Source organism: Bifidobacterium reuteri DSM 23975 (assembly GCF_000741695.1).
Classification (GTDB): Bacteria; Actinomycetota; Actinomycetes; order Actinomycetales; family Bifidobacteriaceae; genus Bifidobacterium; species Bifidobacterium reuteri.
In genome coordinates this window covers 157,604-183,919 of sequence record NZ_JGZK01000004.1, presented here as the reverse complement: position 1 = coordinate 183,919, position 26,316 = coordinate 157,604, and the positions used below count along the sequence as shown (strand labels likewise).

The 26,316-nt window shown below is 59.1% G+C and carries 20 protein-coding genes and 1 tRNA gene; 12 read left to right on the top strand and 9 right to left on the bottom strand.

Annotation, left to right across the window (positions count from 1 at the left end; genetic code table 11):
* Positions 1 to 290: 290 nt before the first annotated feature.
* The 5 genes from BREU_RS05165 to BREU_RS05145 all read left to right on the top strand — a co-directional run bounded on the left by BREU_RS05165 (position 291) and on the right by BREU_RS05145 (position 4,101).
* Complete coding sequence (locus tag BREU_RS05165) at positions 291 to 1,274, top strand: hypothetical protein (protein WP_044095840.1); 984 nt, start codon at positions 291 to 293, stop codon at positions 1,272 to 1,274.
* A gap of 165 nt (positions 1,275 to 1,439) precedes the next feature.
* Positions 1,440 to 1,527, top strand: a tRNA-Ser gene (locus tag BREU_RS05160).
* Positions 1,528 to 2,288: 761 nt separating this feature from the next.
* Positions 2,289 to 2,606 (top strand): type II toxin-antitoxin system TacA family antitoxin, encoded by a 318-nt coding sequence (locus tag BREU_RS05155; protein ID WP_238567006.1) that lies wholly within the window; start codon positions 2,289 to 2,291, stop codon positions 2,604 to 2,606.
* A complete protein-coding gene (locus BREU_RS05150; RefSeq protein WP_238567005.1) occupies positions 2,603 to 3,079 on the top strand; it encodes a GNAT family N-acetyltransferase in 477 nt (158 codons plus the stop codon). Before BREU_RS05155 ends, BREU_RS05150 begins: the two co-directional genes overlap by 4 nt.
* A 629-nt stretch (positions 3,080 to 3,708) precedes the next feature.
* Positions 3,709 to 4,101 carry a hypothetical protein gene (locus tag BREU_RS05145; RefSeq protein ID WP_044088946.1) on the top strand — a complete coding sequence of 131 codons (393 nt, stop codon included), beginning with the start codon at positions 3,709 to 3,711 and terminating at the stop codon, positions 4,099 to 4,101.
* A 20-nt stretch (positions 4,102 to 4,121) separates the two neighbouring features.
* On the opposite strand, the gene BREU_RS05140 is transcribed toward BREU_RS05145, so the two are convergent.
* The 4 genes from BREU_RS05140 to BREU_RS05125 all read right to left on the bottom strand — a co-directional run bounded on the left by BREU_RS05140 (position 4,122) and on the right by BREU_RS05125 (position 6,547).
* Positions 4,122 to 4,838 (bottom strand): hypothetical protein, encoded by a 717-nt coding sequence (locus BREU_RS05140; RefSeq protein ID WP_140462660.1) that lies wholly within the window; start codon positions 4,836 to 4,838, stop codon positions 4,122 to 4,124.
* A gap of 151 nt (positions 4,839 to 4,989) precedes the next feature.
* A complete protein-coding gene (locus tag BREU_RS05135) occupies positions 4,990 to 5,277 on the bottom strand; it encodes a ribbon-helix-helix domain-containing protein (protein WP_044088949.1) in 288 nt (95 codons plus the stop codon).
* Positions 5,278 to 5,282: 5 nt separating this feature from the next.
* Positions 5,283 to 5,579, bottom strand: coding sequence for a hypothetical protein (locus tag BREU_RS05130; protein WP_044088950.1), 297 nt, complete (start codon positions 5,577 to 5,579; stop codon positions 5,283 to 5,285).
* 443 nt (positions 5,580 to 6,022) lie between these two features.
* Positions 6,023 to 6,547: a DUF3592 domain-containing protein gene (locus tag BREU_RS05125; RefSeq protein ID WP_044088952.1), complete on the bottom strand. Its 525-nt coding sequence runs from the start codon at positions 6,545 to 6,547 to the stop codon at positions 6,023 to 6,025.
* A 1,239-nt stretch (positions 6,548 to 7,786) separates the two neighbouring features.
* Between BREU_RS05125 and BREU_RS05120 the strand changes: the two genes are divergently transcribed.
* The 4 genes from BREU_RS05120 to galE all read left to right on the top strand — a co-directional run bounded on the left by BREU_RS05120 (position 7,787) and on the right by galE (position 12,688).
* Positions 7,787 to 9,106, top strand: coding sequence for an ABC transporter substrate-binding protein (locus BREU_RS05120; RefSeq protein ID WP_044088953.1), 1,320 nt, complete (start codon positions 7,787 to 7,789; stop codon positions 9,104 to 9,106).
* 187 nt (positions 9,107 to 9,293) lie between these two features.
* Positions 9,294 to 10,265 carry a carbohydrate ABC transporter permease gene (locus tag BREU_RS05115; protein WP_044088954.1) on the top strand — a complete coding sequence of 324 codons (972 nt, stop codon included), beginning with the start codon at positions 9,294 to 9,296 and terminating at the stop codon, positions 10,263 to 10,265.
* Entirely contained in the window at positions 10,262 to 11,221 is a 960-nt protein-coding gene (locus BREU_RS05110; RefSeq protein WP_044088955.1) for a carbohydrate ABC transporter permease, read from the top strand. The genes BREU_RS05115 and BREU_RS05110 overlap by 4 nt, the downstream gene beginning before the upstream one ends.
* A gap of 444 nt (positions 11,222 to 11,665) precedes the next feature.
* On the top strand, positions 11,666 to 12,688 hold the full coding sequence (galE, locus tag BREU_RS05105) for a UDP-glucose 4-epimerase GalE (RefSeq protein WP_044088956.1): 1,023 nt from the start codon (positions 11,666 to 11,668) through the stop codon (positions 12,686 to 12,688).
* 123 nt (positions 12,689 to 12,811) lie between these two features.
* On the opposite strand, the gene BREU_RS05100 is transcribed toward galE, so the two are convergent.
* Both BREU_RS05100 and BREU_RS05095 read right to left on the bottom strand, forming a co-directional pair.
* Positions 12,812 to 13,492, bottom strand: coding sequence for a LuxR C-terminal-related transcriptional regulator (locus BREU_RS05100; RefSeq protein WP_044088957.1), 681 nt, complete (start codon positions 13,490 to 13,492; stop codon positions 12,812 to 12,814).
* 58 nt (positions 13,493 to 13,550) lie between these two features.
* Positions 13,551 to 14,906: an ATP-binding protein gene (locus BREU_RS05095; protein WP_044088958.1), complete on the bottom strand. Its 1,356-nt coding sequence runs from the start codon at positions 14,904 to 14,906 to the stop codon at positions 13,551 to 13,553.
* Positions 14,907 to 15,019: 113 nt separating this feature from the next.
* On the opposite strand from BREU_RS05095, the gene BREU_RS12335 reads away from it, so the two are divergent.
* The 3 genes from BREU_RS12335 (at position 15,020) to BREU_RS05080 (ending at position 19,335) form a co-directional block, all read left to right on the top strand.
* Positions 15,020 to 16,996: a PspC domain-containing protein gene (locus BREU_RS12335; protein WP_052382037.1), complete on the top strand. Its 1,977-nt coding sequence runs from the start codon at positions 15,020 to 15,022 to the stop codon at positions 16,994 to 16,996.
* A 259-nt stretch (positions 16,997 to 17,255) separates the two neighbouring features.
* The gene (locus BREU_RS05085; protein ID WP_156100219.1) at positions 17,256 to 17,684 is read left to right on the top strand and encodes a hypothetical protein; all 429 of its coding nucleotides are present in this window, start codon (positions 17,256 to 17,258) and stop codon (positions 17,682 to 17,684) included.
* Positions 17,685 to 17,742: 58 nt separating this feature from the next.
* Positions 17,743 to 19,335, top strand: a complete 1,593-nt coding sequence (locus tag BREU_RS05080) for an alpha/beta hydrolase family protein (RefSeq protein WP_044088960.1) — start codon at positions 17,743 to 17,745, stop codon at positions 19,333 to 19,335.
* Between the two features lie 200 nt (positions 19,336 to 19,535).
* On the opposite strand, the gene BREU_RS05075 is transcribed toward BREU_RS05080, so the two are convergent.
* The 3 genes from BREU_RS05075 to BREU_RS05065 all read right to left on the bottom strand — a co-directional run bounded on the left by BREU_RS05075 (position 19,536) and on the right by BREU_RS05065 (position 26,243).
* On the bottom strand, positions 19,536 to 20,168 hold the full coding sequence (locus BREU_RS05075; RefSeq protein ID WP_044088961.1) for a DUF4125 family protein: 633 nt from the start codon (positions 20,166 to 20,168) through the stop codon (positions 19,536 to 19,538).
* A gap of 15 nt (positions 20,169 to 20,183) precedes the next feature.
* Positions 20,184 to 22,394: a DUF4037 domain-containing protein gene (locus BREU_RS05070; protein ID WP_044088962.1), complete on the bottom strand. Its 2,211-nt coding sequence runs from the start codon at positions 22,392 to 22,394 to the stop codon at positions 20,184 to 20,186.
* Positions 22,395 to 22,655: 261 nt separating this feature from the next.
* On the bottom strand, positions 22,656 to 26,243 hold the full coding sequence (locus BREU_RS05065) for a 5'-nucleotidase C-terminal domain-containing protein (RefSeq protein WP_238567004.1): 3,588 nt from the start codon (positions 26,241 to 26,243) through the stop codon (positions 22,656 to 22,658).
* Positions 26,244 to 26,316: the final 73 nt, after the last annotated feature.

Genomic DNA, 26,316 nt, shown 5'->3' with positions numbered 1-26,316 from the left:
GTTTTCTGGGATTGTGTATGTAACGCTGTTTGTATGATGCTTATAATCACGCCGAGAGAAGATAGGCTTTTTGTGGGCGGTCTAGATAGAGGACGAAGGCGCTGTGCGGCATCGGTTTCCGTTGATGCATCGTATCTATCAGATTGGTCTAATGACAGGCCGGAGAATGGTAGGGGTATGAAATGACTACGGATTCTGATTCGGTACAGCAGCGACAAGGTGATTCCGGAGTTGGCCCATCGTCCTCAGTGAGGGGTGTTATCGCCCGTCTGCTTATGGTGCCATACGCTATGCTGGTCGTGTTTGCAGTGGTTGCGGCTGCAGTCGTTGTTTTTTCGCAGTTTTTCCCGCATTTCAGTGTGTTTGGCGCGTCACCGGAATCTTGGGCCGGTCGTGCTATGAACTCTATTGCGAACGATATGGTGTCGGCCAATCCCGATAATGAGCTCAGCCGGCAGTATGTGGAGGCTAACCCCAATCGTTCCCTATCGTATGATGGCGCTGAAGGTGCGTACGTGGTGATGGGATCGATATCCGGTCTTTTCCGGTTGTTGTGGTGGGTATTCAGCAAATATGCGATTGTGTGCGTGGTGCCGTTCGTTGTGTTGTTGTTCCGACATTGGAATCGGCCGGTTCGTGGCTATCTGGACTGTCTCGTTTGGCCGGCGAGGATGTGGACCAAACTGGTTGCCGGGAAGGTCGGCAAACTGTTCCTGATAGGCACTGGCATCATTATTCTGGTCAATGTAGCCGGTGGTGTGGCTATGGGCCTGGCGCTTCTGATGGCTCATATCCTAACAGGTAGCGGCGTCGGTGTGTTGAGCGGTCTTACGTGGGTTATGGCCGGGCCGATTAGGGTGCTGCATTGGGGTAATCAGTTCGGTTCCGGAATTCGTGGTGTGACCGGAGGCGGCATGGTTGACCCAGTGACCTGGCTGCTGTCTTTCTTCATGATCGTCGGGACCGTGTTGTTGGTTCCGGGGCTGGCTGCGCTTCTGGCCGATGTAGTGTGCTGGGGTGTGCTAACGTTGCCGGTTACGCTGCCGATACTTGGATATATGTCTGCTCATCGCATGATTGGCGATCCGCACACCGTGCTGTGGGGCTTCGTGGAAACATGGGTATTGTGGTGGCTGGCAGCATCGATAATTGCAAGCGTCGTGTTGTGTGCCATTCCATACTTCGCCGGTCTGGTGCTCAGTGCCGGAGACGTCGGGGCTGCAGCCGCAGCTGCTTCTGCTGAAGATCAACCGGATCAGGGAAGCGGCAATTGACCGCACAGACAGCCATAGCCTAACGACAAGTGTCGAGACTGTCTGATGCATGGTTCGATTTCATCGATGATATGCAGAACGACGTATGTCGGTGTTCGCTATTTTCGCCATGTTGCGCTACACTGTAACGGCTGACGTGCAAGACGTTTGCGAGTACGAATATATGGACAGATGTCTGAGCGGTCTAAAGAGACGGTCTTGAAAACCGTTGAGGGGCAACCCTCCGCGAGTTCGAATCTCGCTCTGTCCGCCACCAAGGGTTTCAGGCAATTGCCTGAAACCCTTTTTTCATGTCGAAATGCCTGTAATTCCAAGGGTTTTGGCGTATCTTCCCTTGTTTGTTTGATTATGCGCGATCGCTCGAATACACTATCGATGTGGGGCGGCTGGTGGGGCGATAATTTCCGTGTCGAATCCCGCCCGCTAACCCTGGGGAGGTTCAGGCTATGCCAAGGAAGGCGAAGCGCAATGCATTCGGCAGTATCAAGGCTCGCAATAACGCACATGGAGTGGTGTATCAAGCCCGCTATAAGACCCCTATTGAGATGTTCTCTAAATATGACGAACCTACGCGACCTACCGACCTACACCTACTGCCATAAGGGATTCAGCCGCCTACATATGCAGCCTACGCGGCCTACAAGCAGAATGCCTGTAGGCCGCGTAGGCTGCACGTGTAGGTTGCGAAACCCCAATGATTCCAAGGTGTAGGTCGGTAGGTCGCGTAGGTTGCACATGTAGAGAATGAAGAAGAAGGTAGAAGGGTGAGAAAGAATTGAGATAGGGTATGAGATCTGGTCTGACATCCATCGGCACCGTCCTCCGCCGGCTCTCCGCCGGCGTTCAACAGGTAGTATGCGTAGCCGACTAGGGGGCGGCAATTGCGGTGAGGATTCCTGTGGTCCACATGATGAACTGGTAGTGGTTGCACCATGTGATGATTTTCCACAGGATGTTCATGCCTTCCATTGAACCAGTCATGCGTGGAGCACCGGTGCGAAAGGCGAAAAGATCGTGGCTCCGAGATTGTTTGTTACGTACAATCGCCGTACACTTATTGGCATGGAAACAATAACCAACAAAGCAAGCCGATTCGAAATGCGGCTCACCCCCACACAAAAGCAACGTCTCGACCAAGCCGCCGAACTCAAAGGACTCAGCACCTCGCAATGGGCGCTCACCCATCTGCTCGACGCCGCCGAACGAGACATACACGAATCCCGCATCATCCGCCTCGACGACGAAAACTGGGACGCTTTCATCCGCGCCCTGGACGAGCCAATGCCCCGACAGATGAAAGAGCTCCTGGAAAGCGAACCGATCTGGGCATGACCGCATTCACCAAACCACGAAGACTCACCACAGACGACGACGTCACCGGATTCGACTGCGGCCTGCCGGTCGTCAACAACTGGCTTCAACGGCATCTCAAAGACGCATCAAAGCAACATACCGCCGTCGCATACGGCACTTTCGCTGACGGCTCCCTTGCCGGCTACTACACACTCAGCGCCTACAGCATCGCCCACGATGACGCGAACGGCTGGTTGAAACGCAACAGCCCCGACCCGGTCCCCGTCGTCCTGTTGGGCATGCTGGGGGTCGATATGCGATATCAGACCATGCATCTCGGCTCCCAGCTTCTCCGAGAAGCCACGTTGCGCGCGTGCGCCGCCGCGGAGATCATCGGCGCACGCGCCCTGCTGGTCGAACCTGCCGGCGTGAAAGCGTCCGAATTCTATGCCCGGTATGGTTTTCGTCCGATCGGAGCCGGGCGTCGTATGTTCCTGCCTTTGCCGTGTTGATCGGTGTCATGCTGGGCGTCTCCTACCAGCGGATGCATCGGCCTGTTAACGCCTGAAGTCATTGACGACAACCCTACGGTGTGATGCTAGTCGATGACGCCGCTCTTATCATCTCCTGCACTAGGCCATGCGGGCTCTCACCGACCCGGCATTGGGAATCGGATTGATTTCATAGGAGAATTATCGACAGTGGATTCGGTGAATTTGCATGATCCCTATCGATGAATCTGCTGGATTGGTAAGGTTTGAGCTGCTGCCGCGCGACCACTTCGCTTCGTTCCGTTGGGTCGCTTGCCCTTCTCTGTCAAGGGTGCTTTTGCGAGAAGGATAGTGCAGCTTGGCAAGTGTTCTTATCGGTGCTGAATGCTTGGGCTGCTGCAAATCTATGCCATCGCGATCTGCCGTCGAAAAACCGAGAGTGACCACTTGTCTTCTCCTGTCCGTGTTGGATGGAACCAAGCTTCGCGAAAGGAGAATAACGATGAAATCGGCAGGTAGCTGCTCGCTGAATGGTGCGCGGCAAAAGGAACAGCAAGCATAGCAAGTGTGGCCACACTTGCTGCATCTCCGGTGTTCCCGTCGATGGCGGGACACCCGCGACCCGATAAATGTAAGCATGCTAAGGACGCATGATGACTACCACGGTTGAGGACATCAGAAAGGCGCTGAGCCCTGAGGCGGTTCGGCGACGCCAGGAAGAGCATCGTGCTGCACGAGAGCAAAAAAGAGAATCGTCTGAACGACTTCAGAGCAGTGGTATCAATGAAGCAATCGCCCGCGCCGAAGAGAGATTTGCTGCAGAATATGATGAATATCAGTCTCTGTCCGAGTTCTTAACCCGATTGTCGAAGAGGGGAGTGCCCAAGCCGGATGATTTCGTCTACGAATTGCGAGTGCGTGAGGCTAGAGTCTCGCTAGCCGCCAAAAAGCTTGAAGAATTACGGGCGGTCAAGCAATCGATGAGCGCACAGCATCAGCATCAACACATCTGTCAACGCAGACGGACAAGGGGAATAAGATAAGGTTCCCCGGAGATGCTGGGCTATCTTTCCTGATTGATTTTGGGTGTGCGCTGTGTATCGTTGATTGACCGCCAGTATGCATCGATGTCGCCGGACTGGGCGGCGGCATACCATTCCGGCTCATAGGTCGACCCGATGGCGAAGCCGAGCCATTGATCATACCTGTGTATGCGCTCCGTCCAGAACTCCTGCAGCAGCCTTCTTTCTTCAAGCTGCCCGGTCTTCTTCAATGTGCGACGCAAGGCGGTGATCTGCCCGACCGCGTACAGGTGCGAGGCGAGATAGGATCCAAGGTCTCTGAAGCGAGTCGAGGCTGTACGTCCGTCGTCCTTGCGGGCGGATTCCCACACACGGCAGAACGCATGCATATATGCGCGGGAGAAAACAACCTGCCAGTCATCGGAAGGTTTGACGGCGGGGATGTCCAGACAGACGAAGTCGATGATCTTCTCGTCTACGACTCCGACCCACTGCGGGTTATCAGAGGTGGTTTTGCGATGCAGTGCATGGAGGAGTGTTTCAAGCTGCTGCCGGGACGTCGTCTTGCTCTCAGTGGCGTTGTCCTTCACGAAATCCCGAACCGATGGATCATGGTCAGTGCTGGTGCGAGAGGTCCATTCCTGTGTCCAGGACCACTCGATGCCCTTGTCGGATATGCCGCAGGGGATGAGCTTGGCCAACAGAGTGGCCTCAACCACGTCATCAAGCGGCACCCCGCTGACCAACACCGCTCTCACGCTTCGCTCAGCTCTCCACCGCACGGTATCAGTCAATCCACACATCACTGCCGCCCTCATCGAATAGTTTTGACACCATACTATCGTGGGCTTGAAAAAAAGATGTCCTCTCGAACTGAGCGGATTCGAGAGGACATGGTGTTGTCTTTTTTCAGGCGTGTTGCCGTTCCAATTCCCGGTGGCACGCCTCACGCATGATGTCCGCGAAAGAGATGCCGCGGCGCTCGGCGGCCTCACGCAGGGCGTTCGCGTCGTTTTCTGGTATACGGAATGTGATCGGAACCATCGGCTCCTCGTAAAGCGGTGGACGGCCCAGCGGTTTGTTGATGACAAGCTTGCCGGGCTTGCCGTGGAAGATGCCGTTGTCGGCGTCCTCGTCCCACTGGTCGATCATATCGTCGGTGATTTCGATTCCACCTTTTGCCTTGTAATCTGCCATCTTGGTCACCTCCTTCCGATGAGTTGTCGTATCTCTGCGTCCGAGAATCCCATCTCGGCCAGAAACTTCTTGCGTGCTGGCGCGACGTGGAAAATAATCCACTCGTTGTCCTCTTCGCCTTCATAGGCGATGAGTTCGGTGAGCCGTCCATGCCAGTCCCATCCGACGGCCATCTTCTGATTGGGCTCGTATTCGCCCTGACGGGGCAATATTCGTGCGGCGTCCATCCAAGTGGAGAGTATTTCTCTCTCGTTCAGCCAGGGGCGTTTCTGCAACACTCTTGGGTGTACGAGTATTGTCATCACACCTCCTCTCTGGAGTTTCGTATACGAAAAGAATACCATTATCTATACGAAAAGAAAAGGGGTCGTTGGTAGGGTGTGAGGGCGAGGGGGCGAGGGCTTCGAGGATTGTCGGGTCTTCTCTCAGAAATGCTCTGTGGTTATTTGGCTGCCCCTGCCGGTAGAATCGCCTGTAGCGGTTCGGTAATTGCTCGACTCCTGTGGAGTTGAGATGATGGGCCAAGTGAACGATATGGGGCGCGATGTGGTGCGTCCCATTATTGTATGGCTAGAAAACCCAATGTTTCCAATATCTGAACGCCAATATAATGGTGACCCTCGCTCTGTCCGCCACCAAGGGTTTCAGGCAATTGCCTGAAACCCTTTTTCGTGTCGAAACGCCTGTCATTTCAAGTGTAATTTCAAGGGCTCTGGCGTGTCTTCTCGTGTGTCTTCGCGAGTGATTAGGTCTCGTTGGATTGTCGGCGTTTGCTGATGATGATTGCCACGGGCAGCACGGACGTGAATCCGAGACACATGATTACTACGGCGCCGAGTACAACCAAGGAGGTGTAGTCGCCATCCGCCACGTACCGGTTCGGGTCGGCTGGATCGTACCGTATGATTATGGCCTGCCCCACCTTGTATCGCGGCGGGGATGACGATACCGAGGACTCCTGTTCGTAGATTCTTCCGTCTACGTCGTACCGGAACACCGGCTTCCAGGTGACGGAGTCGTCGTCCTCGACGCGGATCATCTGTGTCACGGTGCCGTCGGTGATTTCGGTACAGTCCATTCGCAGGTTTATTTCGCCGATGAGGGCTCCGGCGAAGCCCACCAGCAGAATCACGCCGACGAGACTGAACCATCCGCATATAGAGTCCCGCATCCATCGATTCCAGAAACCGCGGATGCCGCCGCCGTAACGGGCATGCTGTTGATTGGTGTCGCTGGTTGATTCGGAAATGCTGTGATCGTCTGAAACCATGATTTGCCTTCCGCGAGCTTCTGCGATACTGCGTGCAGGTCGACGACGTCGTTGTTCGTTATTCCACTCCTGACTATATCAGGAGTAATCGTCTTGCCGGGGTGGATTTGAGATGATGGGCCAACATGAACAATGTGGGGTTCGATGCGTGGCGGCCCATTTTTATGGCTGGAAAACTCAATGTTTCCAATATCTGAGCGTCAATACAATGGTGACTCTCGCTTTGTCCGCCGCCAAGGAGGGTCTAGATGACCTGTCTAGACCCCTTCTCGTTGTTGCGTAACGCCTTATGGCTCCACTAGTGTGTATTTCTGCGTTACGCGGGGCTGATTTGGACTGTCGGGAAGGTCTATCTGTGTTACGAGGGGCTGGTTGCTGGAGTAGCAACGCCGCAGAATGGCTGAATGGCGTTGGCGCAATGCGGTTTCCACGCACGGGGCTTGGGGAAGCCAGCCCCTCGTAACGCAGATGGATGTTCCGGCAAGCGGAAATCAGCCCCTCGTAAGCGAGTTGGCTGCATAACTGTGCCTCAACTATCCGCTCGTACTGGACTGTGTGGGTCGAAACATAAGGTAAACGCGTCTGCGGTTTATGTTTCGACCCATTTTGAGGGTAGAGAATGGGACGAAACATAAACCGATGCCATGAATAACTTATGTTTCGACCCATGTGCTGCCGAAGAAGTGCTGCCGAAGAAGTCATCTGAAAGGCCGGCACCGACGTCCAAATACAGATCCCACTGGTCCGGCGACGACTGGTCCGGCACCGACCGCCAAAACGGCGTTCAGGCCCAAACCACCCAAGCCTGTTTTGTTCCATTGATTGTTCAGCCGTGGTGCGCGGCGAGGGGCATGACGAATGGCACGGCGAATAGTATGGCGAATGGCATGGCGAGGGGCATGACGAATGGCACGGCGAATAGTATGGCGAATGGCATAGCAAATGAGACTTCGATCACAGCTTCACACTTTGTTCACAGAACGGATACATGTCCGAGTGGCGAGGCGCGCGATTGGTGATATCATGTAACCGGTCACGCGATCAAGCGAACATCAGGATATGCGCAAGGGAGGAGTCAATTAGTTAACAGACTTAATGTATGTCGAAACGGTTGAAACAACATGTTTTTCCGCGAGGCTCGCTGAGATTGTTAGCAAAGTTGACAATTCTTAACAGAAAGCATAGATTGAGATTGTTCGTCACAGAGAAGTGATGAAGCCATAACGAAGGAGTAGAGATATGGTATCGCACAACAAGCGCCTTGTGGCTGCGCTCGCGGCGGTCGCCGCTATGGGTATGGGTCTTGCCGGTTGCGGCAGCGACACTGCCGGCACGGACAACGGTGGCAGCAGCGACGGCGGCAAGGTCACCATTACGTACATGCACCGTCTTCCTGATTCCGAGGGCATGACCCTGGTCAAGGACATCGTCGCCAAGTGGAACAAGGAACACCCGGACATCCAGGTCACGGCCACCAAGTTCGATGGCAAGGCCTCCGAAATGATCAAGAAGCTTGAGACCGACGTCAAGTCCGGCGAGGCTCCGGATCTCGCCCAGGTCGGCTACGCCGAGCTGCCTGAGGTCTTCACCAAGGGTATGCTGCAGGATGTCAGCCAGTACGCCGATCAGTACAAGGACCACTACGCCGCCGGTCCGTTCAGTCTGGCACAGGTGGGTGGCAAGACCTATGGCCTGCCGCAGGACACCGGCCCGCTGGTGTACTTCTACAACAAGGCCGAGTTCGACAAGCTCGGCATCACCGAGGTTCCGCAGACCGAATCCGACTTCATCGAAGCCGCCAAGAAGGCCGCCGCTGCCGGCAAGTACATCATGTCCTACCAGCCCGATGAGGCCGGCAACATGATCTCCGGTCTGGCCGGTGCCTCCGGTGGCTGGTACAAGGTGGATGGTGACTCCTGGGTCGTCAACACCGAGACCGATGGCTCCAAGGCAACCGCCGACTTCTACCAGCAGTTGCTTGACGCCAAGGCCGTGACCACCAACCCGCGTTGGGATCCGTCTTTCGATGCGTCCATCAAGAACGGCCAGCTCATTGGCACGGTGGCCGCCGCTTGGGAAGCCCCGCTGTTCATCACCTCCTCCGGTGGCACTGGTGCCGGTGAGTGGCAGGTCACCCAGCTTGGTGATTGGTTCGGCAATGCTGGCAAGACCGGCCCTGACGGTGGTTCCGCTGTGGCTGTGCTGAAGAGCTCCAAGCACCCGAAGGAAGCCATGGAGTTCCTGGATTGGTTCAACACCCAGGTTCCTGACCTGGTCTCCCAGGGTCTGGTTCCGGCAGCCACCACCGAGGATGCCAAGACCCCGTCCGACTGGTCCAACTTCTTCAGCAAGCAGGACATCATGAAGGAATTCAAGGACGCCAACAACAACATGGGCGACTTCACCTACATGCCTGGCTTCTCCGCAGTCGTTGCCAAGATGAACGAGACCGCCGCCAAGGCCTCCGATGGCTCCGGCAAGGTCGCCGACGTCTTCTCCGAAGCGCAGACCACTTCCGTGGATACGCTGAAGAACCTCGGCCTGTCCGTCAAGGAGTGATAACGGCTAAGGTCCCTTCCAGCCGCTAATCTCATCACTTGCAAATCGAAAGGCCGGAGCTCGACACTCCGGCCTTTCTTCATCCATGGCGCAATCGGTCATGATTGTAGGCATCCGATTCGAAGTGCCGCGCATGACTGTTCATTCTTCCTCTTTCTCACTGTTCTTTTGAAAGACAGGTTTTTCTATGACTGCAACAACACAAACGGCGAAGACGGTAGTCGCCAAGCGTGCCGCCAAGCCGAAGGCTTCTGACGCCGCCAAGCGCGAGAACCGCACGGGATGGGCCTTCATGGCACCGTTCGGCATCCTGTTCGCCTTGGTCTTCATCCTGCCCATCATCTGGGCCATCTATTCGAGCTTCTTCCGTCAGGTCACCGTGGGCGGTGGCGCATACGGTGGCGGCGAACTGGTGAACAAGTTCGTCGGTCTGCAGAACTTCCAATATGTCGTCACGTCCGGAAACTTTTGGGCCGGCGTGGGCAGGGTGGTCATCTACACCTTGGTCCAGGTGCCGATCATGATCATTGGTGCATTGGTGCTGGCCATGCTCATTGATTCCTACATCGTCAAGCACATCACCGCATTCCGACTGAGCTATTTCCTGCCATACGCCATTCCTGGCGTGGTCGCATCCATCATCTGGGTCTACCTGTACAACGGTCAGATTTCCCCGCTGGTCAAAATGCTGGCCGCAATCGGAATCAAAGTCGATTTCTTCGCCGACAATGTCGTGCTCGCTTCCATGGCCAACATCACCACATGGACCTTCACCGGCTACAACATGCTGATCTTCCTCGCCGCATTGCAGGCCATTCCTCATGATCTGTACGAGGCTGCCCGCATCGATGGCGCCAATGGCTTCCAGATCGCCATGCGAATCAAGCTGCCGAACGTGCGTGCCGCCGCCCTGCTTGCCATGCTGCTGTCCATCGTCGGCACCATTCAGCTGTTCAACGAGCCTCAGGTCATGGCGATTTCCGATCCGAGCATCTCCAAGTCGTACACCCCGATGATGATGGCCCTCAACACCTCGCAGGGCACGTTGACCCCGGGCGGCGACGGTCCGGCATCCGCAGTGGCCATCGTGATGGCATTGATCGCAGGCGTGCTCGCCGTGGTCTACACGCTCGTTGAAAGGAAGGTGAACGCAGAATGAGCACCGCAGAACTGAATGACAAAGAATCCCGTGCCGCTGCGCGCGCACGCAAGAAGGCCGACAAGATCCGCGACAAGCACGCGAACGACCTGCCTCGTTCCATGCAGCCGAATGCGCTGGTCAAGACCGTCACCATCCTGGTGCTGGTCTTCGCGCTGATCTACTTCCTGTTCCCGATTTACTGGGCCATCATCGCGTCCACCAAGACGCCGAGCCAGATGACCAGCGGCAATGGCTTGTGGTTCGCAGTGGGGCTGCCTGATCTGCCGGCCGCCATCGCCAAGAACTATTCCACTCTGCTCGGTTGGACCCGTGGCCAGTTCTGGCGTTGGGTGCTGAACTCACTGATCTACTCGGGCGTATCCGCGCTGATCGGAACCCTGGTCGCCGTGATGGCCGGTTATGCCACCGCGAAGTTCAACTTCAAGGGCAAGAACCTGGCCATCGGCGTCATCATGGGTTGCATGCTGATGCCTGCCGCCCTGCTGACCATCCCGCAGTACTCCATCTTCCACGCCGTGCATCTGACCAACACGATGTTGGCCATCATCATCCCGTGCTGTGTCTCGCCGTTCGGCTTCTTCCTGGGCCGCGTGTACGCGCAGACCTCGGTGCCGAACGAGCTGCTTGAAGCAGCCCGCATCGATGGCGCCAGCGAGGCGCGAATCTTCTTCACCATCGTGCTGAGGATTCTCGCCCCGGCTATGGTCACGATCTTCCTGTTCCTGTTCGTGGCTACGTGGAACAACTTCCTGCTGCCGTTGATGATGGTCTCCTCCGACACCCTCAAGCCGGTGACCTTGGGCCTGTACGGCATGGTCTCGCTGGCCACGTTCACCGACCGTGGTGCCCTGATGATGGGTGCCCTGCTCGGCGTGCTCCCGGTGATCGTCCTCTTCCTCGGTCTCCAGCGCTACTGGCAGGCCGGCCTGGCCGCCGGTGCCGTCAAGGGCTGAGAGCACTGCCGCACATTCCACGCCGCCCGATATGCTTGTACCACTCCTTCGATGTCGGGCGGTGTCTTCCTTTACCCTTGGAGGGGGTGGACGACCCGTAATCATTCATTCGATCGTCAGGTTGGCGATGTCCTTGATTGCGGGGTGTGATTATATGCTTCCGGTGCTGTGGTCGGTTCCGCAGGGTTCCCGCAGTCAGAACCCTGGTTTGGAGCCGATTGCGGTGCCGGATTTATTGTATGAACGTATGCCGGCGGCTTCCGCGACCGTTCTCGTTGGACGTGGGCTTATGCATTGAAGTGTGTCACTGTATATTCACACCATATGTTCATGCGAACCGCCCGAGTTTGTTTGATTTTGTCACTATTTTTCAGTAAACTCAGAAGTGAAAGAACAAAAGCGCACATTCTGGAAACAGAAATGCACATCCTTCAAGGAGAGCACATGACCACTGTTCTGGTTACGGGTGGTGCGGGCTTCATTGCCACCCATACTGATGTCGAACTCTTGAATAAGGGATACGATGTGGTGTCCGTAGACAACTACGGCAACTCATCCCCGATCGCCCTCGACCGCGTCGAGCAGATCACCGGCAAGAAGATCAAGCGTTACGACGGCGACGTGCGTGACGAAGCTCTCATGAACAAGATCTTCGACGAGAACCCGATCGATTGGGTCATCCACTTCGCCGGCCTCAAGGCAGTGGGCGAGTCCGTGGCCAAGCCGATCGAATACTACGACAACAACCTGTACTCCACGCTGGTGCTGCTCAAGGTGATGCGCGCCCACAACGTGAAGAAGATCATCTTCTCCTCCTCCGCCACCGTATACGGCACCCCGAAGGAGCTCCCGATCACCGAGGAGACCCCGACCGGCGGTACCACCAACCCGTACGGCACCTCCAAGCTGTTCCAGGAGCAGATCCTGCGCGATGTGCACGTGGCCGACCCGGAGTGGACCATCGTGCTGCTGCGCTACTTCAACCCGGTTGGCGCCCACGAGTCCGGCCTCCTCGGCGAGGATCCGAAGGGCATCCCGGCGAACCTCACCCCGTACGTGGCCAAGGTCGCCATCGGCGAGCTCAAGGCCGTGCAGGTCTTCGGCGACGACTACGACACCCCTGACGGCACCGGCGTGCGCGACTACATCCACGTGGTCGACCTGGCCAAGGGCCACGTCGCCGTCATCGACCACATCGACAAGACCGGCGTCTTCACCTACAATCTGGGCACCGGCCACGGCTACTCCGTGCTCGAGGTCATCAAGGCCTACGAGAAGGCCGCCGGCCACGCCATCCCGTACGTGATCAAGCCCCGCCGCCCCGGCGACATCGCCGCCTGCTACGCCGACGCCTCCAAGGCCGCCAAGGAGCTGGATTGGAAGGCCGAGCTGACCATCGATGATATGGCCAAGTCCTCCCTCAACTGGCAGACCAAGAACCCGAACGGTTTCCGCGACGCCAAGTGACGAGACTCGGCTTATTTGGCTTATTTGCCGAGCCGCTGATTCGCTAATCATATGACTAAGTCCCCTCCAACGAGAGGGGACTTAGTCATATATGGGCTCCGCACAAGACCGGCACATGCGCGGTCATACGATTCGTCGGTCAGCCGCCCAACGCGTGAGTTCGGTGCGGTTGGAAAGCTGTAGCTTTCTCAGCACCGAACTCACGTGCGTCTCCACGGTTTTGATGGAGATGAACAGCTCCGCAGCCACCTCCTTATAGGTGTATCCGCGGGCGATCAGACGCATCACCTCCTGCTCTCGTGCGGACAGCCTATTTAGTTCCTCGTCGTGAACCGGCGTGTCGGAAGCGGCCCCGAACGCGCCGCCTTGGAATGCCGACAAGACGAATCCGGCCAATTTCGGCGAAAAGACCGCATACCCTTCCTGTACCTGCTTGATGGAGGAGATCAAGTCGGCGCCGGTGATGGTCTTGGTCACATAGCCACGCGCGCCGGCGCGAATCACCGAACCCACGTCCTGCGGGGCATCGGAAACGGACAGTGCCAGAAACGCAGTGTTGGGGGAGTAGGGGCGCGATTTCAGCAGGATTTCCGCGCCTCCGCCGCCTTCACCGCCCGGCACGTGCACATCCAGCAACACCACTTGCGGCTTTGTCTGGGCGATCACCGCCACGGAACTCGGCACGTCGGCCGCCTGGCCCACAATGTCGAATTCATCGCGCAGCGTGGCGATGACTCCCGCGCGGAACATCTCATGATCATCGACCACCGCCACGCGGATCCTCGTATCATCCGTCTCGCTCATGCTTTCTCCTTCCATGTCTGCCGTTCTCTTCTCCCGAAGCCGGAACGCGATGCTGCGCTCACATGCCGCCTGATGCGGTGTCCGCTGTAGTTTTCGGCGCACTTGGCGTTTTCGGCGTATTCGGCGCAATCGGCATATGCATGCGGACCTCCGTGCCCCATCCCGCTCTGGATACGATTTCCACTGTACCGCCCCGGCGTTCGACGCGGCCGACAATCGATTCCCGAATGCCCAGTCGGTCTTTGGGCACGGTGTGGATATCGAAACCGGTGCCGTGGTCACGCACGAACACCTCCACCAATGAAGGACCGGCCTCACAATAGAGCGAAATCGGTTCTCTGCCATGCGTCACGGCATTGACCAGCGCCTGACGGGTGGCATCCAGCAAGGCATCGGTCTGTGCGCTGGGTCTTGCGTCCCCCACGGTGACCACTTCGATCGGCTTGCCGTGGCCATCTTCGACCTCGGCGGCGATGGACCTGAGCCCCGCGCTCACCGAGCGGTCGGTGGTGGAACGCTCCTGATACAGCCATTCGCGCAGTTCGCGCTCTTGGGCGCGCGCTAGGGTGAACACGCTTTCCGGCTCTGAGGAATGCAGCTGAATAAGCGCCAGCGTCTGTAATACGCCATCATGCAGATGCGCCGCCATGTCCGCGCGCTCCTCCTCGCGCTCCTTGAGGGACTGCTCGCGTGCGAGTTGTTGCAGCATGGTATTGGCCCATGGCAATATGGCCACCACCATAGCAACGATCATCAGAAAACCGGACGCCATGATTCGCCGGGGCGAGGTGCCCCAGCCTATGAACGATACGTTGGACACATACATGGCCCAGCCGATGAAGATCAGCAGCAGTCCACCCAGCATGGAGGCCAGTTGTATGCCTCGGGGTGCCATATTCATCCAAGCCAGTGCGATGCCGGCGAACACCAGGAGCAACGGCATGATGATCGCATCATCCACACCGGCGCTCATGAACAGCATGCCGATGGCCATCAATGCGAAACCGCCAAGGGCCACAAGCGCGGGTTTGGGGGCGCGCTGCACCGCTTCGGTCAGGGATTCATTGGTGCCGAAGACGTCTTCTGCGGGGATCGCGGATCCATGCGCGTTGACCGGTTGGTTGCCTTTGGACAAAGGTGCCTGATCGGGCGGAACCGTGTCCCTCCGGGCTGCCGTCGCGGCGACCGGGTCTCCGGCAGGTACGAAAATCCACAGGAAGACATACCCGATGATGCCGGAACCATACAGCATCGTCAATACGATGAACGCCAATCGGACCCAGACCACGGAGACGCCCAAATGCAAGGCGATGCCTTGGCATACGCCGGTCAGCCATCGGCCGTGCTTGGGGCGCATCAGGGGCATGCGCGACGGCAGCAGGGGCTCGGCGTCATGCAGGGTAGATGAGGTCATGATTCCATTGTGCCGCGTTCGGGGAGCCCACACCGGGTTTTACGCCGATGTTCAGGGACGAATCAGGGTGTTCTCCGGGGAGTATGCCGCGCGCCGCGCGCTGTAATGGAACCATGAGCAATTCGAATATGAATCACCATCAACCGCAGAGTCAGAACACTGTACTGCAGCGGTTCTTCACTTGGATACGGTCCAGCGGACTGATGCGTGGTGACGACCGGTGGGTCGGCGGCGTATGTAGCGGCATCGCCGCGCGACTCGGCTGGAGCCCGACCCTGGTACGTGCGCTGGTCATCGTCTTCACACTGTTCTTCGGTTTCGGCGCGGCACTGTACGCGTTCGGCTGGTTCCTGATGCCTGATGCTCGCGATGGTCGCATTCTCGGCGAGGAACTGTTCGCCGGCAGATGGGATTGGAACTGCCTCGGTTGCTTTGTGTTCTTTGCCGTGGCGTTGCTGATTCCGGGGGCTGGCTGGGTGTGCATCGTGCTGGCGTTGCTCGCCTTGTGGTGGCTGGCCAAAAGCGGCATACGGCAGCGCGAGGGATACGGGTTCGGGTATCGCGGACCACAGCGCAATGGTATGCAGCGCAACGGTATGCAGCGCAACGATTCGGCCGCGCCGTATGCGGGCGGGCAATATGCGCAGCCGGGATTTACGCCGACCGGTGCTCCTAATGGCATGCCGGGAGGCGTTCCGTACGCACCATACGGCTCGCCTCAGTCATATGCCCAGAACGGTGCCGGTATGCCTGGGGCGGCATCTGCCGGCTCATATGGCTCCGTTGATACGACTCATGCGGCATCGGTGAATCAGCCAACCCAGCCCCCGGTCGGTATCTTCCATCCGGCTCCTGCTACGTCGCAGGAATCCCCGTTCATGCCGCAGGCATCTCCTGCCGCGCCGCAAACGCCGTTGGGTGAGCCGCAACCATCGCCATATGTTTCACAGAGTGTTTCACATAATGGTGCGAATGCGGGTGCCCCGGCACCGGCAATGACCGCGAGCGCCGTCGTCGCGCCCCCGCAACAGTCTTCGCGCCGCAAACCCGCAGGTCCTATCGTGGTACTGGGCATCCTGGGTGTCGCCTGCATTTCCTTCGCCGTACTGATGGGATGGATATGGTTCGACGATTTGGGCATCGAATCCATAGTGCGTTGGGGAACCATATGGATTTCCGCAGTGTGCGTGCTGATGGGCATTGTGGTCGTGGCGCTGGGTATCAAAGGCCGGCGGGCCGGAGGGCTGATTCCGCTGGGCCTTATCGCCGGATTCTGCGCCACATGCATGATCATGGTGAGCAGCACATATTCGGTGCATTGGTACCGCTATACGCTTGCCGATAGGCAGAATACCTTGCAGACCATCGAACTCAAGGAAGGTGCGGGTTCCGAGAACTGGTATGGTATGAACGAAGTGCAGGTCGGTCGCACGTTCGCTGCTGATTCCAGTGACCGCACATTCGGCAAGCTCGAGCAAGGTGTGGCGTTTGACGGCGATAGCTATGACGAAAGCAAAGCCATTCTCGATTTGTCCGCATGGGGAGACCTCCATCAGCCGCATCAGGTGAAAACGTATAGCGGCAAGACCATTACCAGCAGTTGCCCGGTCGGCAGCATCAAGGTCGCCGCCAGAAGCGCGCAGGTGCACATCATCTTGCCGGACGGCTGCACGTACGGCTTCGGTTCTGAGCAAACCGGATACATGATTGGGCCTGCCAGTGTAGGCGGCAAATACACTCTGGTATATGACACGTCCGGCTCGTTCAATTTCTCGTTGGATGGCAGCTCGACGTTTCCTTCCGCGCCTATAGGAGAAAAGAACTATGAATGGATGACGAACTCGCCTGACCTGGAACCGGAATCCGGCCCCGAACTGCTGATCGCCGTGCCCTATGCCGTGGAAGGCCGTGTCAACGTGGTCTACGCGTCCGATTGGGAGGATTACAACTTCCGTGACTATGCCGACAGGTATGGCACTGAAAGTGGGAATAAGGAACGCCAGCGGTATCTGGATGCCGAATCCGATTCCGCAGCCGGCAATCAGGATTCCGGCACATCCAATGATTCCAGCAAGGAGACGGAACAATGAGCAACGACGTCAACGAAACCAAGGAATACCATTCCGTTCAGGATATGGCCGAAACCCAGGCCTTGCCCGCTGAACCGCAGCCTGATGCTGCAGGAGGTGACACTTCGGTCTTTATGTCTGTGGCCGATGGCAGCCAGACTCAGGTGCTGCCTACGGAAAACGACGGGCAGCGTACGGCAGCGCTCAATGTGCAGCCGCTTGATGGCGAACAGGCTGAGACTGGCACTATGGCACTGCAGTCGGTGCTGATGCTCAGGAGGTGGATGCTGCTGATTCCACAATGGATGATGCCGAGAAGACTGAAGCCTCAGATTCCGCGACTGATGACGGCACCAAGGAGACTGCGGCCAAGCCTGATTTGGATGCGCCATTGGCGGACGCGTTCGCGCAGCCGGCGGCCGCCGCGCCCACGGTGACTGCTGCAACAGCTGCCGCTGTGCAAGACGCCGATGTGAAAGCACCCAAGCGCGGAGCCAGTGTCCCGACCATCATCTTCGGCGTTCTCGGCATTCTGGTCGGTGCTGTCGGGCTGTTGTTCGGCTGGGCGTTCCCCGGTCTGATCATTCAGAACATGCTGATCGTCGATCCGCGCATGCTGGCGGCCATCGTATGCGGTGTGGTGGGCGTGATTCTGGTGCTTGTGGCCGTTATCTGGGCCATAATGGGCTCTAGAAAACAGCGCGGGTGACGGTGAGTTGGACAGTGCTGCGAGTACACCTGTTGACGTCGCAGACCGGGGAGGACTGATGAAACGAGTGGCGCGGGTCGCTGCAATCGCACTGGTGCTGATGCTGGTATTCGCGCTGCTTGGTTGGATGATGATGCCAAGATGGGACAGCCGGCCATATACCGATCACATCGATGTGTCCTCCTCCGAACCGGCGATTATTCCGGCACATGCCTCCATCGCACATGAAGGGCGATACCCCACTCGTGAAACGCAGCTGTCCATCGATATCGGCAATGGCAAAGCGCTGTCCGCCATCCTGCGGGAACCGGTGGGTGCTGCCGGTCCTCGTCCGGCATGCCTGTTCATCCATGGTTCGGGAACCAGCGGGGCCGAGGATTTCGGCGACATCGCCAATGCCATGGCTTCGGCCGGCATCGTGACCCTGGTACCTGCCAAAAGCAGTGACGACTACACCGTGCTGCATCGTGATTATCCGCGATTCGCCTCGGAATACGGGCGTGCATTCGATACGTTGCTTGGAATCCGAGGCGTGGACCGGTCCCATGCCGGCATCTATGCCGAATCCGAGGGCACCTGGATCGCCACGATATTGGCATCCCAGCGTCATGACATCGCCTTCGCGGCGCTCACGTCCGCACCGGTGTTCAAAGGCCGCGAGCAGATGGCTGTGGCCATGAGCACGTATGCGCATGAGGCCGGGGCTCCCAAGCCGGTCATCGATGACACGCTGAAGCTGCTTTCGCTCGATTACAGGCCGTTCGGATTGCAATACGCCGACTTCGACGCGGACCATTATCTCGAATCCCTTACCATGCCCATTCTGGTGAGTTACGGCGTATACGACACCGCCATGCCCATCGAACAGGGGGCGCAGCGCATCATGCAGGTCGCGCAACGCAATGGGAACCATGATGTGACTGTGCGATACTTCGCCGGCAACCATCAGATGAGAGCCGGCAGGGGCCTGTTCGCCCCTGGCCTGCCGCTTGCGGATGGGTACACGCAGGCGCTGGAGAACTGGGTGAATGGTGTCGCATCAGGCGCGGTAGCCAGTGGATGGGCCACGCCTCAGGTGGCTGGAGTGAAGCCGAATCAGCAGTTCGCGGCTCCGGAACGCACCAATTCGGGCATCATCGGTTCGCTGGGCGTGTTGTTCGGCGTCATGTTGGCCGGACCTGTGCTGTTGGCGCTGGCGTTCCTGCTGGGCATCGTGGCGACGATTCGGGCCGGCGTGCGTGAACGTGACGGATTGGTACGCGTGCGTGGCAGGTACGTGTCGCTGCGATCGGCGCCCGCCGCACATGACACGGGGCGACAGCGGTATGCCAATGTCAGTGTGGCCGAACCATGCTGGAGCATGGGGTTGTCGGCTCTGGTCCTGTCTTTGCTGGTGTATGGGTATCTGTCGGCCGTCGGTGCCGCAGCGGTATTCGCCCTGACGCCGGCTCCGCATATGTTCGGCATCGGTTGGCATATGCTGCAGGTGCTGACGGTGGTCGTGGTAGTGGTGTTCGCGTGGGGCATGGAATCACTCTGGGCCAAGCGCGGACGCATCGATGGCATACGGCGTGCGATCTGTGTGCTGGTGATCGCCGCTGTGCTATGCATCTTCCTATCTCTGGCCTTCTGGGGACTGTTCGGCCTCTAGCGGTCTGCATCCATACCAGGGCTCCCCTTGTCAGGACAGCACCGTAAAGCAAACAGCGGAGCTGTTTGTAGGTGCTGTGCGAGCCGACAGGCGAGCTGGCAAACCATGCGCGAAGCGCGTCCACGATTGCAGGACGAGCTGGCCTGCGAAGCAGGACTGAGGGGTAGTCATTTTCGTCCTGGTTCTGTTGCCGAGGCACACTAGCGCTGCGCGTCCTCGGCTTCGGCCAAAGAATCGAAGCCGCCGAGCCGTACCGTATGCAGCAGTGTCTCCTCGGTGATGTTGCGCTGCGGGGAGACTTCGGCGCGCTCGCGGATCATGGATTCGTACAGCCTGAAGGTGGCTTCGGAATACGTGCCCAGTTCCCCACGCAGATACGTCTCGAACGATGTGACCGCCGAAGTATCTTCGCTGGTGGTGAGTACACGCATGGCCTGTCCGAGCTTCGGGTATCGTGCGCGGAAATCCGCCGCCCATGCCACCTGCTGTGCGATCACCTGCTCCTGCCGCGAGATACGGTCCGGAGACAGTGCGGGAATGTAAGGCTTGATGTTGCGCGCATACTCTTCGGGCGCGGTGGACGTCATCATGCGACCGTATTTTTCCGTGATGAGATTGCGTCCTTCATGGTCGGCATCATCCAGATCACGTGCATAGCTGGCCAGCAGATCATGCTGCCAGGTGCGGAATTGGGCCGAACGCATCTGATGGAACACCGGCCAATTGCCCTGGCATGCCGCACGGCCGCCCTCGTTGTTGGTGTCCTGGAACTGGTTCCACTCATGGCGCACGATGGCTTCACGCAATGCCTCATCGGTTATTTCACTACCCATGTCGTCCCCGATTCATCACAGGCTGTGCAGCACGGGTGTGTCGGAGGTGATGTGTTCCTCGACGTAGGGGCGCTGCCATTCCAGGAAGGTCTCGTCGGATTCGGTCAGACGCTCCCGTTTGAGTTCCTTGACGGTTGCGGCCGCGATCCGCTCCACAATGTCGGTGAGCTGGCGGACGGCGGTGTCCGAGCCCTTGCCTCCTTCGCCGAACGCCGCGCCGCCATAGCAGGCGGCGGATCCCAGGCGCATCATCGTTTCCAATTGTCCGCAGATATCCGGCAACAATGCGAACATCGAGCCGGAAAGCCTGCGCAGCGCGGCGAACCGCCACTTGTAATACGGCGCATATCCCACCACCATCGGCCTGTTGATGAGGAACACCAAGGAAGAGGCGGCTTCGACGAACTCGCTGATTGACAGCCATGCCGCCGCCGAATCACCTCGACGCAAGGAGCGGGGAAGATTGTATTGTCCGGCCTGGGCCATCATGCCGAGACGGCGTGAGATCAGGGAGAGCCTCACATCGTCGGGCATGTCCTTGAACCCTTGGCGCACTTTGGAAAACGCGCCTATGGGGTCTTGGAATATCACGCCGTTGGTGGCCGCGGACAGTGTAGCCTCGTCCAGCATCAGCCATTCATGCGGCGCATCCTGTGCGGGTGCCTGATCGTAGCCGGTGATCGATCGGAAGAAATCGCCGATGCGGAATACGCCGTCGCGCCGGCCTTCACCCTGCGCTCGCGGTGTGGTGGGGGAATAGGGGTGTGCGGAGGAATCCTGCGTGAGGCTGTCTTCCGGAATGGCGTTCTGCGGGGTGCCGCTTACCGTCGTTCGGCCTGTCTGTTCCGTGCCTGCGCTGTTTTCGGAGTCGAAGGTCACCTTGCCGGTGCCGCTGATGGTGAATCTGCGCGGCAACGCCTCATAATCGGCCTGCAGACGTTCGCCAATAGCATCGTAGTCCTCGTCGGAAAGCCACAGGCAGAAGCGGGGGCCGAAATCGTGATCCTGCGAATACTGGTCGTCGAATCCGTAGCATTCCGAACCATGGCCCACCAAGCCTGCGGCGATGCGGCTGGCATACTGCGGGTACCGTCCTGCGATCATAGGCTTGCCCACTTGCTCCCAGAATGCGCGGGCCAGCGCCAGACCGGAGACCGGAATCGTCGCGGGGGAGTCGGCCCCGGCATCGGCGGCGGTGGAGCCTGCACTGGAGGAGACGGAGCCTGTATCGGAGGCGACACCGGTCGCGGAGCCAGGCATTGCGGAACCGCGCGGGGTCTCGCCGTTGCCGTCAACATGCGCCTCGGCTTCGCGAAGGTTCGCCTCGGTGGTGCGGTAATAGTCGGTATCCTTGCCGTAGCATTCGGCGATCACCGCGAGTGCATTGCGATAATGGGCGGCCGCCTCGCCATAACGCCCCTCGGCATACAGCACTTGCGCGTAGCCGGCGAGCGCGGATGCATAGTGGGCGGAATGCGTCAGCCTTCCGGTTTCATAGATGGTCAGCGCTCTGTCGGCATGGGTGTGTGCTTCCTTGAGCCTGCCTTCCTGAAGCAGCACCAAAGCCAGATTGGTGTGCGATGAAGCCACGTCAATGTCGGCGTCGGGGTTCACGCTTGCCGCCTCGATGATATGCAGCGCCTGCCGCAATTCGGTTTCCGCCTGTGGTAGACGGTCGGTCTCGCTGTAGAGCATGGAGAGGTTATTGTGGAGCGCGGCAAGACGTCGGTCATCGGGCTGATACACCTTCTGTGCACACGCCAATGCTTGGTGATACAGGTCCTCGGCCTGGTCATAGTGGTGTGCCGCGCGCATGGCGGTGGCGCAGTTGATCAGGGTGGTGGCCCATCCTTCGGTGCCTTCAAGCCCCATATGCAGCGCCAGCTCGATGGCGCGCTGCACGATCCACTGGTTCTCCTTATGCCGTCCCTGCGAACGGTAGAACCCCATCGTCTCGTTCAATACCGTCAACAGTCCGGCTTCGTCGCCGGCGTTTTCCGCATCCACGGCGGCCTGTTCCAGATAGGGGCCCGCCTTCTCCGCGGCATCGTGGGCGTCGAAGATGGCGTCGAGACCGTGGAGGAATGCGTTGACGTCGAAGTCGTGCGGCTCGTCATTGCCGTGCGCGTCCGACGAATCGTCCGGTGCGTCGAAATCGTGTGCGTGCTTCGTCTGCATGCCGAGCAGTGCCTGCTCCAGCTGCGCTTCCGTCGCATCCTCGCCCATGTGCAATCCCTTCGTCGTTGAGATATCGGTCATCGATAGGTTCCAGCGTACTGGGTGTGGATTCTCGGGTGACTGTGTGAGTGTCGTTACAGTGTGCGTCGACTGCCGGCGCAGGCAGGCTTGCCGTTGCTCCTATCGTCGGAGCCAATGGAGATAGATTCGGCGGGCATGGAAAAGCCCCGCATGCCGTAGCGTGCGGGGCTTTTCCTCGGTATTCAGTTATCGGTTATTGCCGTGCCTGTACAGTCGTCGGGCAATCGTTCAGCGCTGCTGGCGACGGCGCAGCGCGATGGTCGCGCCACCGGCTGCAGCGAGCAGGATGACTGCGGCGACGATTCCGGCGACGGAGGCACCGGTTCCCGGCAGATCGGCCTTGTTCGGCTTGGCCGTCGGCTTCTTGTCGGCGTTGGGCTTGTTTCCGCTTTGGTTGTTGTTTCCGCTTTGGTTGTTGTTTCCGCTTTGGTTGTTGTTTCCACCCTGTTCGCCGGAACCGTTGGAGTGAGCCTTTTCGGCATCCGCGATCTCGGCGTCCGTGTAGAGCAGCTGCGGGTTGACGGTGGAGACGGAGCTGCCGAACGTCTTGGCTTCATCGGCGCTCAGCGTCTTGGTCACGGTGAACTCGGAAGGCTTGGCTTCGCCGAGCTTGGTCACTCCGAAGTCGACACCGTTGACGTAGAGGCCAAGAGCCAGAGGCTTCGGGGCGTTCGCGTAGACCGGCAGGTCGAAGGCCACGGACACCTTGTTGCCGTCAACCGAGGAGCTCTTGAGCTCGATGCCTGCGGGGGAGGTGTCGCCCTTGACGTCCTTGTGGGAGCCAAGGTAATCAATCAGACCGTCGACGTCGACCGTGCCGGTCAGCTGCGGCTGGCCCTGCGCGGTGAATCCGGTGAAGCCGTCGCCGCCGGCCAGCAGGAAGGAGTTGCCGGCGACCGTCACCGCGTCGTCGTCCTTCACCTGCTTGCCGTCGACGAACACGTCGGTCACGGTGGCGACCGGAGCCTTGGTGTTGGCGTCCGCGGCCAAGGTGTAGACGAAGGTCACGTTCGAGGAGATACCCAGACGGACCACGTTGGACTTGCCGTCCTTGATCTGCCACTGCTGGGCGAGGACGTCCTTGAGCTGCTTGCCGGTGAGGGTGACCACACTGTTGTCGTTGCCGAACGGCAGCATGCTGTACGCCTCTTTGACGGTGATCTGCTTGTCGCCGTCAAGGTCGAGGTTGTCGGTACGCAGCCCGCCGGGGTTGATGAAGCCGATGGAGGCCTTCGCACCCACGGACGTCTTCTTGGCGGACTCGAGCGCGGCGTCGGCGTTCAGGGTACCGAGCTGGGTCTCGGCGCTCCAGTCGCCCTTGGCGAAGTTCGCGGACTTGTCGATGGTGCCGACGACCTTCTTGCCGGCTTCGGCGGAATCCGCCTGCGCCTGCTTGTAGACCTTGGCGGCCGGGCCGTTGTCATCGCCTTCGAAGCCTTTGGACGGAGCGGTGCCGTCCTTGTTGGTCACGAATGTGACGTCATACTGGGAGGCGTTCTGCACGGTGACCTTGGCGTTCTTGCCTGTGCCCTCGATGTAGAGGTCCTGGGCGGCGGCGTCCTGACCGTACTTGCCGGCCTCGATGATCGGGGCGCCGGACTTGGTGGTGGTGCCGTACTCGTTACGGTGGCTGTGGCCGCCGTAGACCAGATCGACATTCGCGTTGAGGCCTTCGCCGTCGGAGGCGATGGTTTCGCCGTCCTCGTGGATCAGGGCTACGACCGCGTCGGCCTCGCCGTTGGACTCATCGCCATCGGACAGCTGGTCGGCGACCTTGTTCACGGCCTGGACCGGATTGGTCACCGTGACGCCCTGCATCACGCTGGGGGAGACCACATTCTTCAGATCGGACGTGATGGCGCCCACGAAGGCGACCTTCTTGCCGTTGACGGTCTTGATGGTGTACGGCTTGAGACGATCGGATGTGAGCGCGCCGCCGGAGATGTTGGCGGCCACCCAGTCGATGCCGTACTGCGGGTCGGCGATGCGGTTGTTGAAGTCCGCAGTGCCCTTGTCGAGCTCATGGTTGCCCAAGGCGCTCACGCTCAGGCCCCAGGCTTTCGCCATGTTCAGGGTCGGGGTGTCCTGGAAGTAGGAGGACTCGAACGGGGATGCGCCTACAAGGTCGCCGCTGGAGACGAACACGCTGTTGCCGGGGTTGTGCTGGACGGCGAGCTTCTGGTAGGCAGCTTCCATCCACTGGCCGGTCTCGATGTGGCCATGGAAATCGGTGATGTCGAACACCGTCACCTGCTTGGCGTCCTTACCGGGCTGGTCAGGCTTGGTGGAGCCGTTGTTGTCGGAATCCGGGTGGTTGCCGTTGTCGGCGTATTCCTCACCGATCACCGACGGGGTGGCTGCGCCGGGCTCGACCTTGACCACGTCACCGTTCTCGTCAAGGGTCACGGTAGCGCTCAGAGCGGCGGCCAGGTTGATGCGCTGCCAGCCGGCGGAAGAGGAGTCGAGCGGGTATCCGCCATCGATCGCGGTCTTGGCGAGGATGGCCTCGCGCTGGTCGCGGTGCAGCTTCGGGTAGGCGATCTTCAGCAGGTCGGCGGAACCCTCAGGGGCGGTGAATTCGGTACCGGCGGTGGTCTTGTCGAAGCCGTAGGTCAGACGGTTCGTGTAGACGCGCAATGCCGAGGCGCGGTCGGTGACCGGCTCCTTGCTCACGGCGTCCACGAAAGCGTTCTGGTATCCGTTGGAGGCGTTCGCGCCGAGGTTGTTCACGCACTCGGTCACGGTCGCGTAATCGGAGTCCTGCTTGGTGGCGTGGCCGTCCGCCACACATTTGGCGGCCAAGTAGGACTGCAGCTGGTCGGATGCGGGCTTGACGTACTTGTCGTAGTAGGTGCTCCAGTAGTAACCATTCGCCACCTCGCCGTCGATGCGGCCGCCCATGATGTCGAGCGGGTAGTGCACGCCGAGCACGATGCGGTTGTTGCCCGCCTCGGAGGTACGGGTCAGGATCTCAGGCGCGAGCTGCGGAAGCATGCCGGCCAGAGCCACGCCCCAGGAGTAGGCGCCGGTGGTGTGCCCGGACGGGAAGGAGCCGGAGCCGGCCAATCCGTCATATTCGGCGGAATGCGTATTGCCCTGGGCATCGGTCCAATCCGGCACGCGCTTGATGTTCCCGTTGATGTTCGTGATCTCGTTCTTGCCGCCGTTGGTGCGGTCCTCGAACGGACGTGGATGCTGGAAGTGCTTCTTGGCGGTGGATGTGGAGATAGTGTCGTACTTGAATATGTCCGAGACCTTCTTCAGGCTGCCATCGGCCAGACCAGCGGAGAAGTATCCGCCAAGCACCGGGCCGAGGGAGTCCGGCAGGGTTTCGGCGGCGCTCATGTCCGCATCCACCAGGGCGCGCTGCTGCTGGGCGGTCGCGGTGGTGCCGTCGCCGCCTTCGGCTGCGGCGTTGTTGATCTGCTGGATGTACGCGTCATCGTGGTCGAGCACCGTCTGATTCAGCACCTTGCCGCCAGCGGTTTCGGTGGCCGGCTGCCAGTAGCTGTCATACTCGCCGAGCAGTTGCACGAGATTCGGCTTGGCGGCACGTGCCTGCGGGGCCGCTGCATAGCCGGAGGCGTCATTCGCGTCGGTTTCGGCATCATAACGGCCTTCGGATGTGGTCGCGTACCTGGTCTCGTCGAATGCATCCGTGGCACCGCCGGCGGCGATGCCGCTGACGCCAGCCGATGGCTGCGATGGAGCGGATTCATTTGCGGAAGCGGTCGTGGTCGCAATCGCGACGCTGGACAGCGTCGCTGCGGCGACGAGCGCGGCGATCATTCTCGCCGTGAACCTGATGGGTTTCACTGTATTCCCTTCCTCTGTGAGGCATTCATAAGGAAAATGCCTTCCCAGACAAGGAACCTAGGAAGGCAAGGTG

What these genes read in the sequence shown, in the direction of transcription:
- BREU_RS05150 (WP_238567005.1), top strand. Translation starts at nt 2,603, where the DNA reads ATGACCGCATTCACCAAACCACGAAGACTCACCACAGACGACGACGTC.
- BREU_RS05125 (WP_044088952.1), bottom strand. Translation starts at nt 6,547, where the DNA reads ATGGTTTCAGACGATCACAGCATTTCCGAATCAACCAGCGACACCAAT.
- BREU_RS05130 (WP_044088950.1), bottom strand. Translation starts at nt 5,579, where the DNA reads ATGACAATACTCGTACACCCAAGAGTGTTGCAGAAACGCCCCTGGCTG.
- BREU_RS05135 (WP_044088949.1), bottom strand. Translation starts at nt 5,277, where the DNA reads ATGGCAGATTACAAGGCAAAAGGTGGAATCGAAATCACCGACGATATG.
- BREU_RS05075 (WP_044088961.1), bottom strand. Translation starts at nt 20,168, where the DNA reads ATGGGTAGTGAAATAACCGATGAGGCATTGCGTGAAGCCATCGTGCGC.
- BREU_RS05110 (WP_044088955.1), top strand. Translation starts at nt 10,262, where the DNA reads ATGAGCACCGCAGAACTGAATGACAAAGAATCCCGTGCCGCTGCGCGC.
- BREU_RS05080 (WP_044088960.1), top strand. Translation starts at nt 17,743, where the DNA reads ATGAAACGAGTGGCGCGGGTCGCTGCAATCGCACTGGTGCTGATGCTG.
- BREU_RS05120 (WP_044088953.1), top strand. Translation starts at nt 7,787, where the DNA reads ATGGTATCGCACAACAAGCGCCTTGTGGCTGCGCTCGCGGCGGTCGCC.
- BREU_RS12335 (WP_052382037.1), top strand. Translation starts at nt 15,020, where the DNA reads ATGAGCAATTCGAATATGAATCACCATCAACCGCAGAGTCAGAACACT.
- BREU_RS05070 (WP_044088962.1), bottom strand. Translation starts at nt 22,394, where the DNA reads ATGGGCGAGGATGCGACGGAAGCGCAGCTGGAGCAGGCACTGCTCGGC.
- BREU_RS05165 (WP_044095840.1), top strand. Translation starts at nt 291, where the DNA reads ATGCTGGTCGTGTTTGCAGTGGTTGCGGCTGCAGTCGTTGTTTTTTCG.
- BREU_RS05095 (WP_044088958.1), bottom strand. Translation starts at nt 14,906, where the DNA reads ATGACCTCATCTACCCTGCATGACGCCGAGCCCCTGCTGCCGTCGCGC.
- BREU_RS05100 (WP_044088957.1), bottom strand. Translation starts at nt 13,492, where the DNA reads ATGAGCGAGACGGATGATACGAGGATCCGCGTGGCGGTGGTCGATGAT.
- galE (WP_044088956.1), top strand. Translation starts at nt 11,666, where the DNA reads ATGACCACTGTTCTGGTTACGGGTGGTGCGGGCTTCATTGCCACCCAT.
- BREU_RS05145 (WP_044088946.1), top strand. Translation starts at nt 3,709, where the DNA reads ATGATGACTACCACGGTTGAGGACATCAGAAAGGCGCTGAGCCCTGAG.
- BREU_RS05115 (WP_044088954.1), top strand. Translation starts at nt 9,294, where the DNA reads ATGACTGCAACAACACAAACGGCGAAGACGGTAGTCGCCAAGCGTGCC.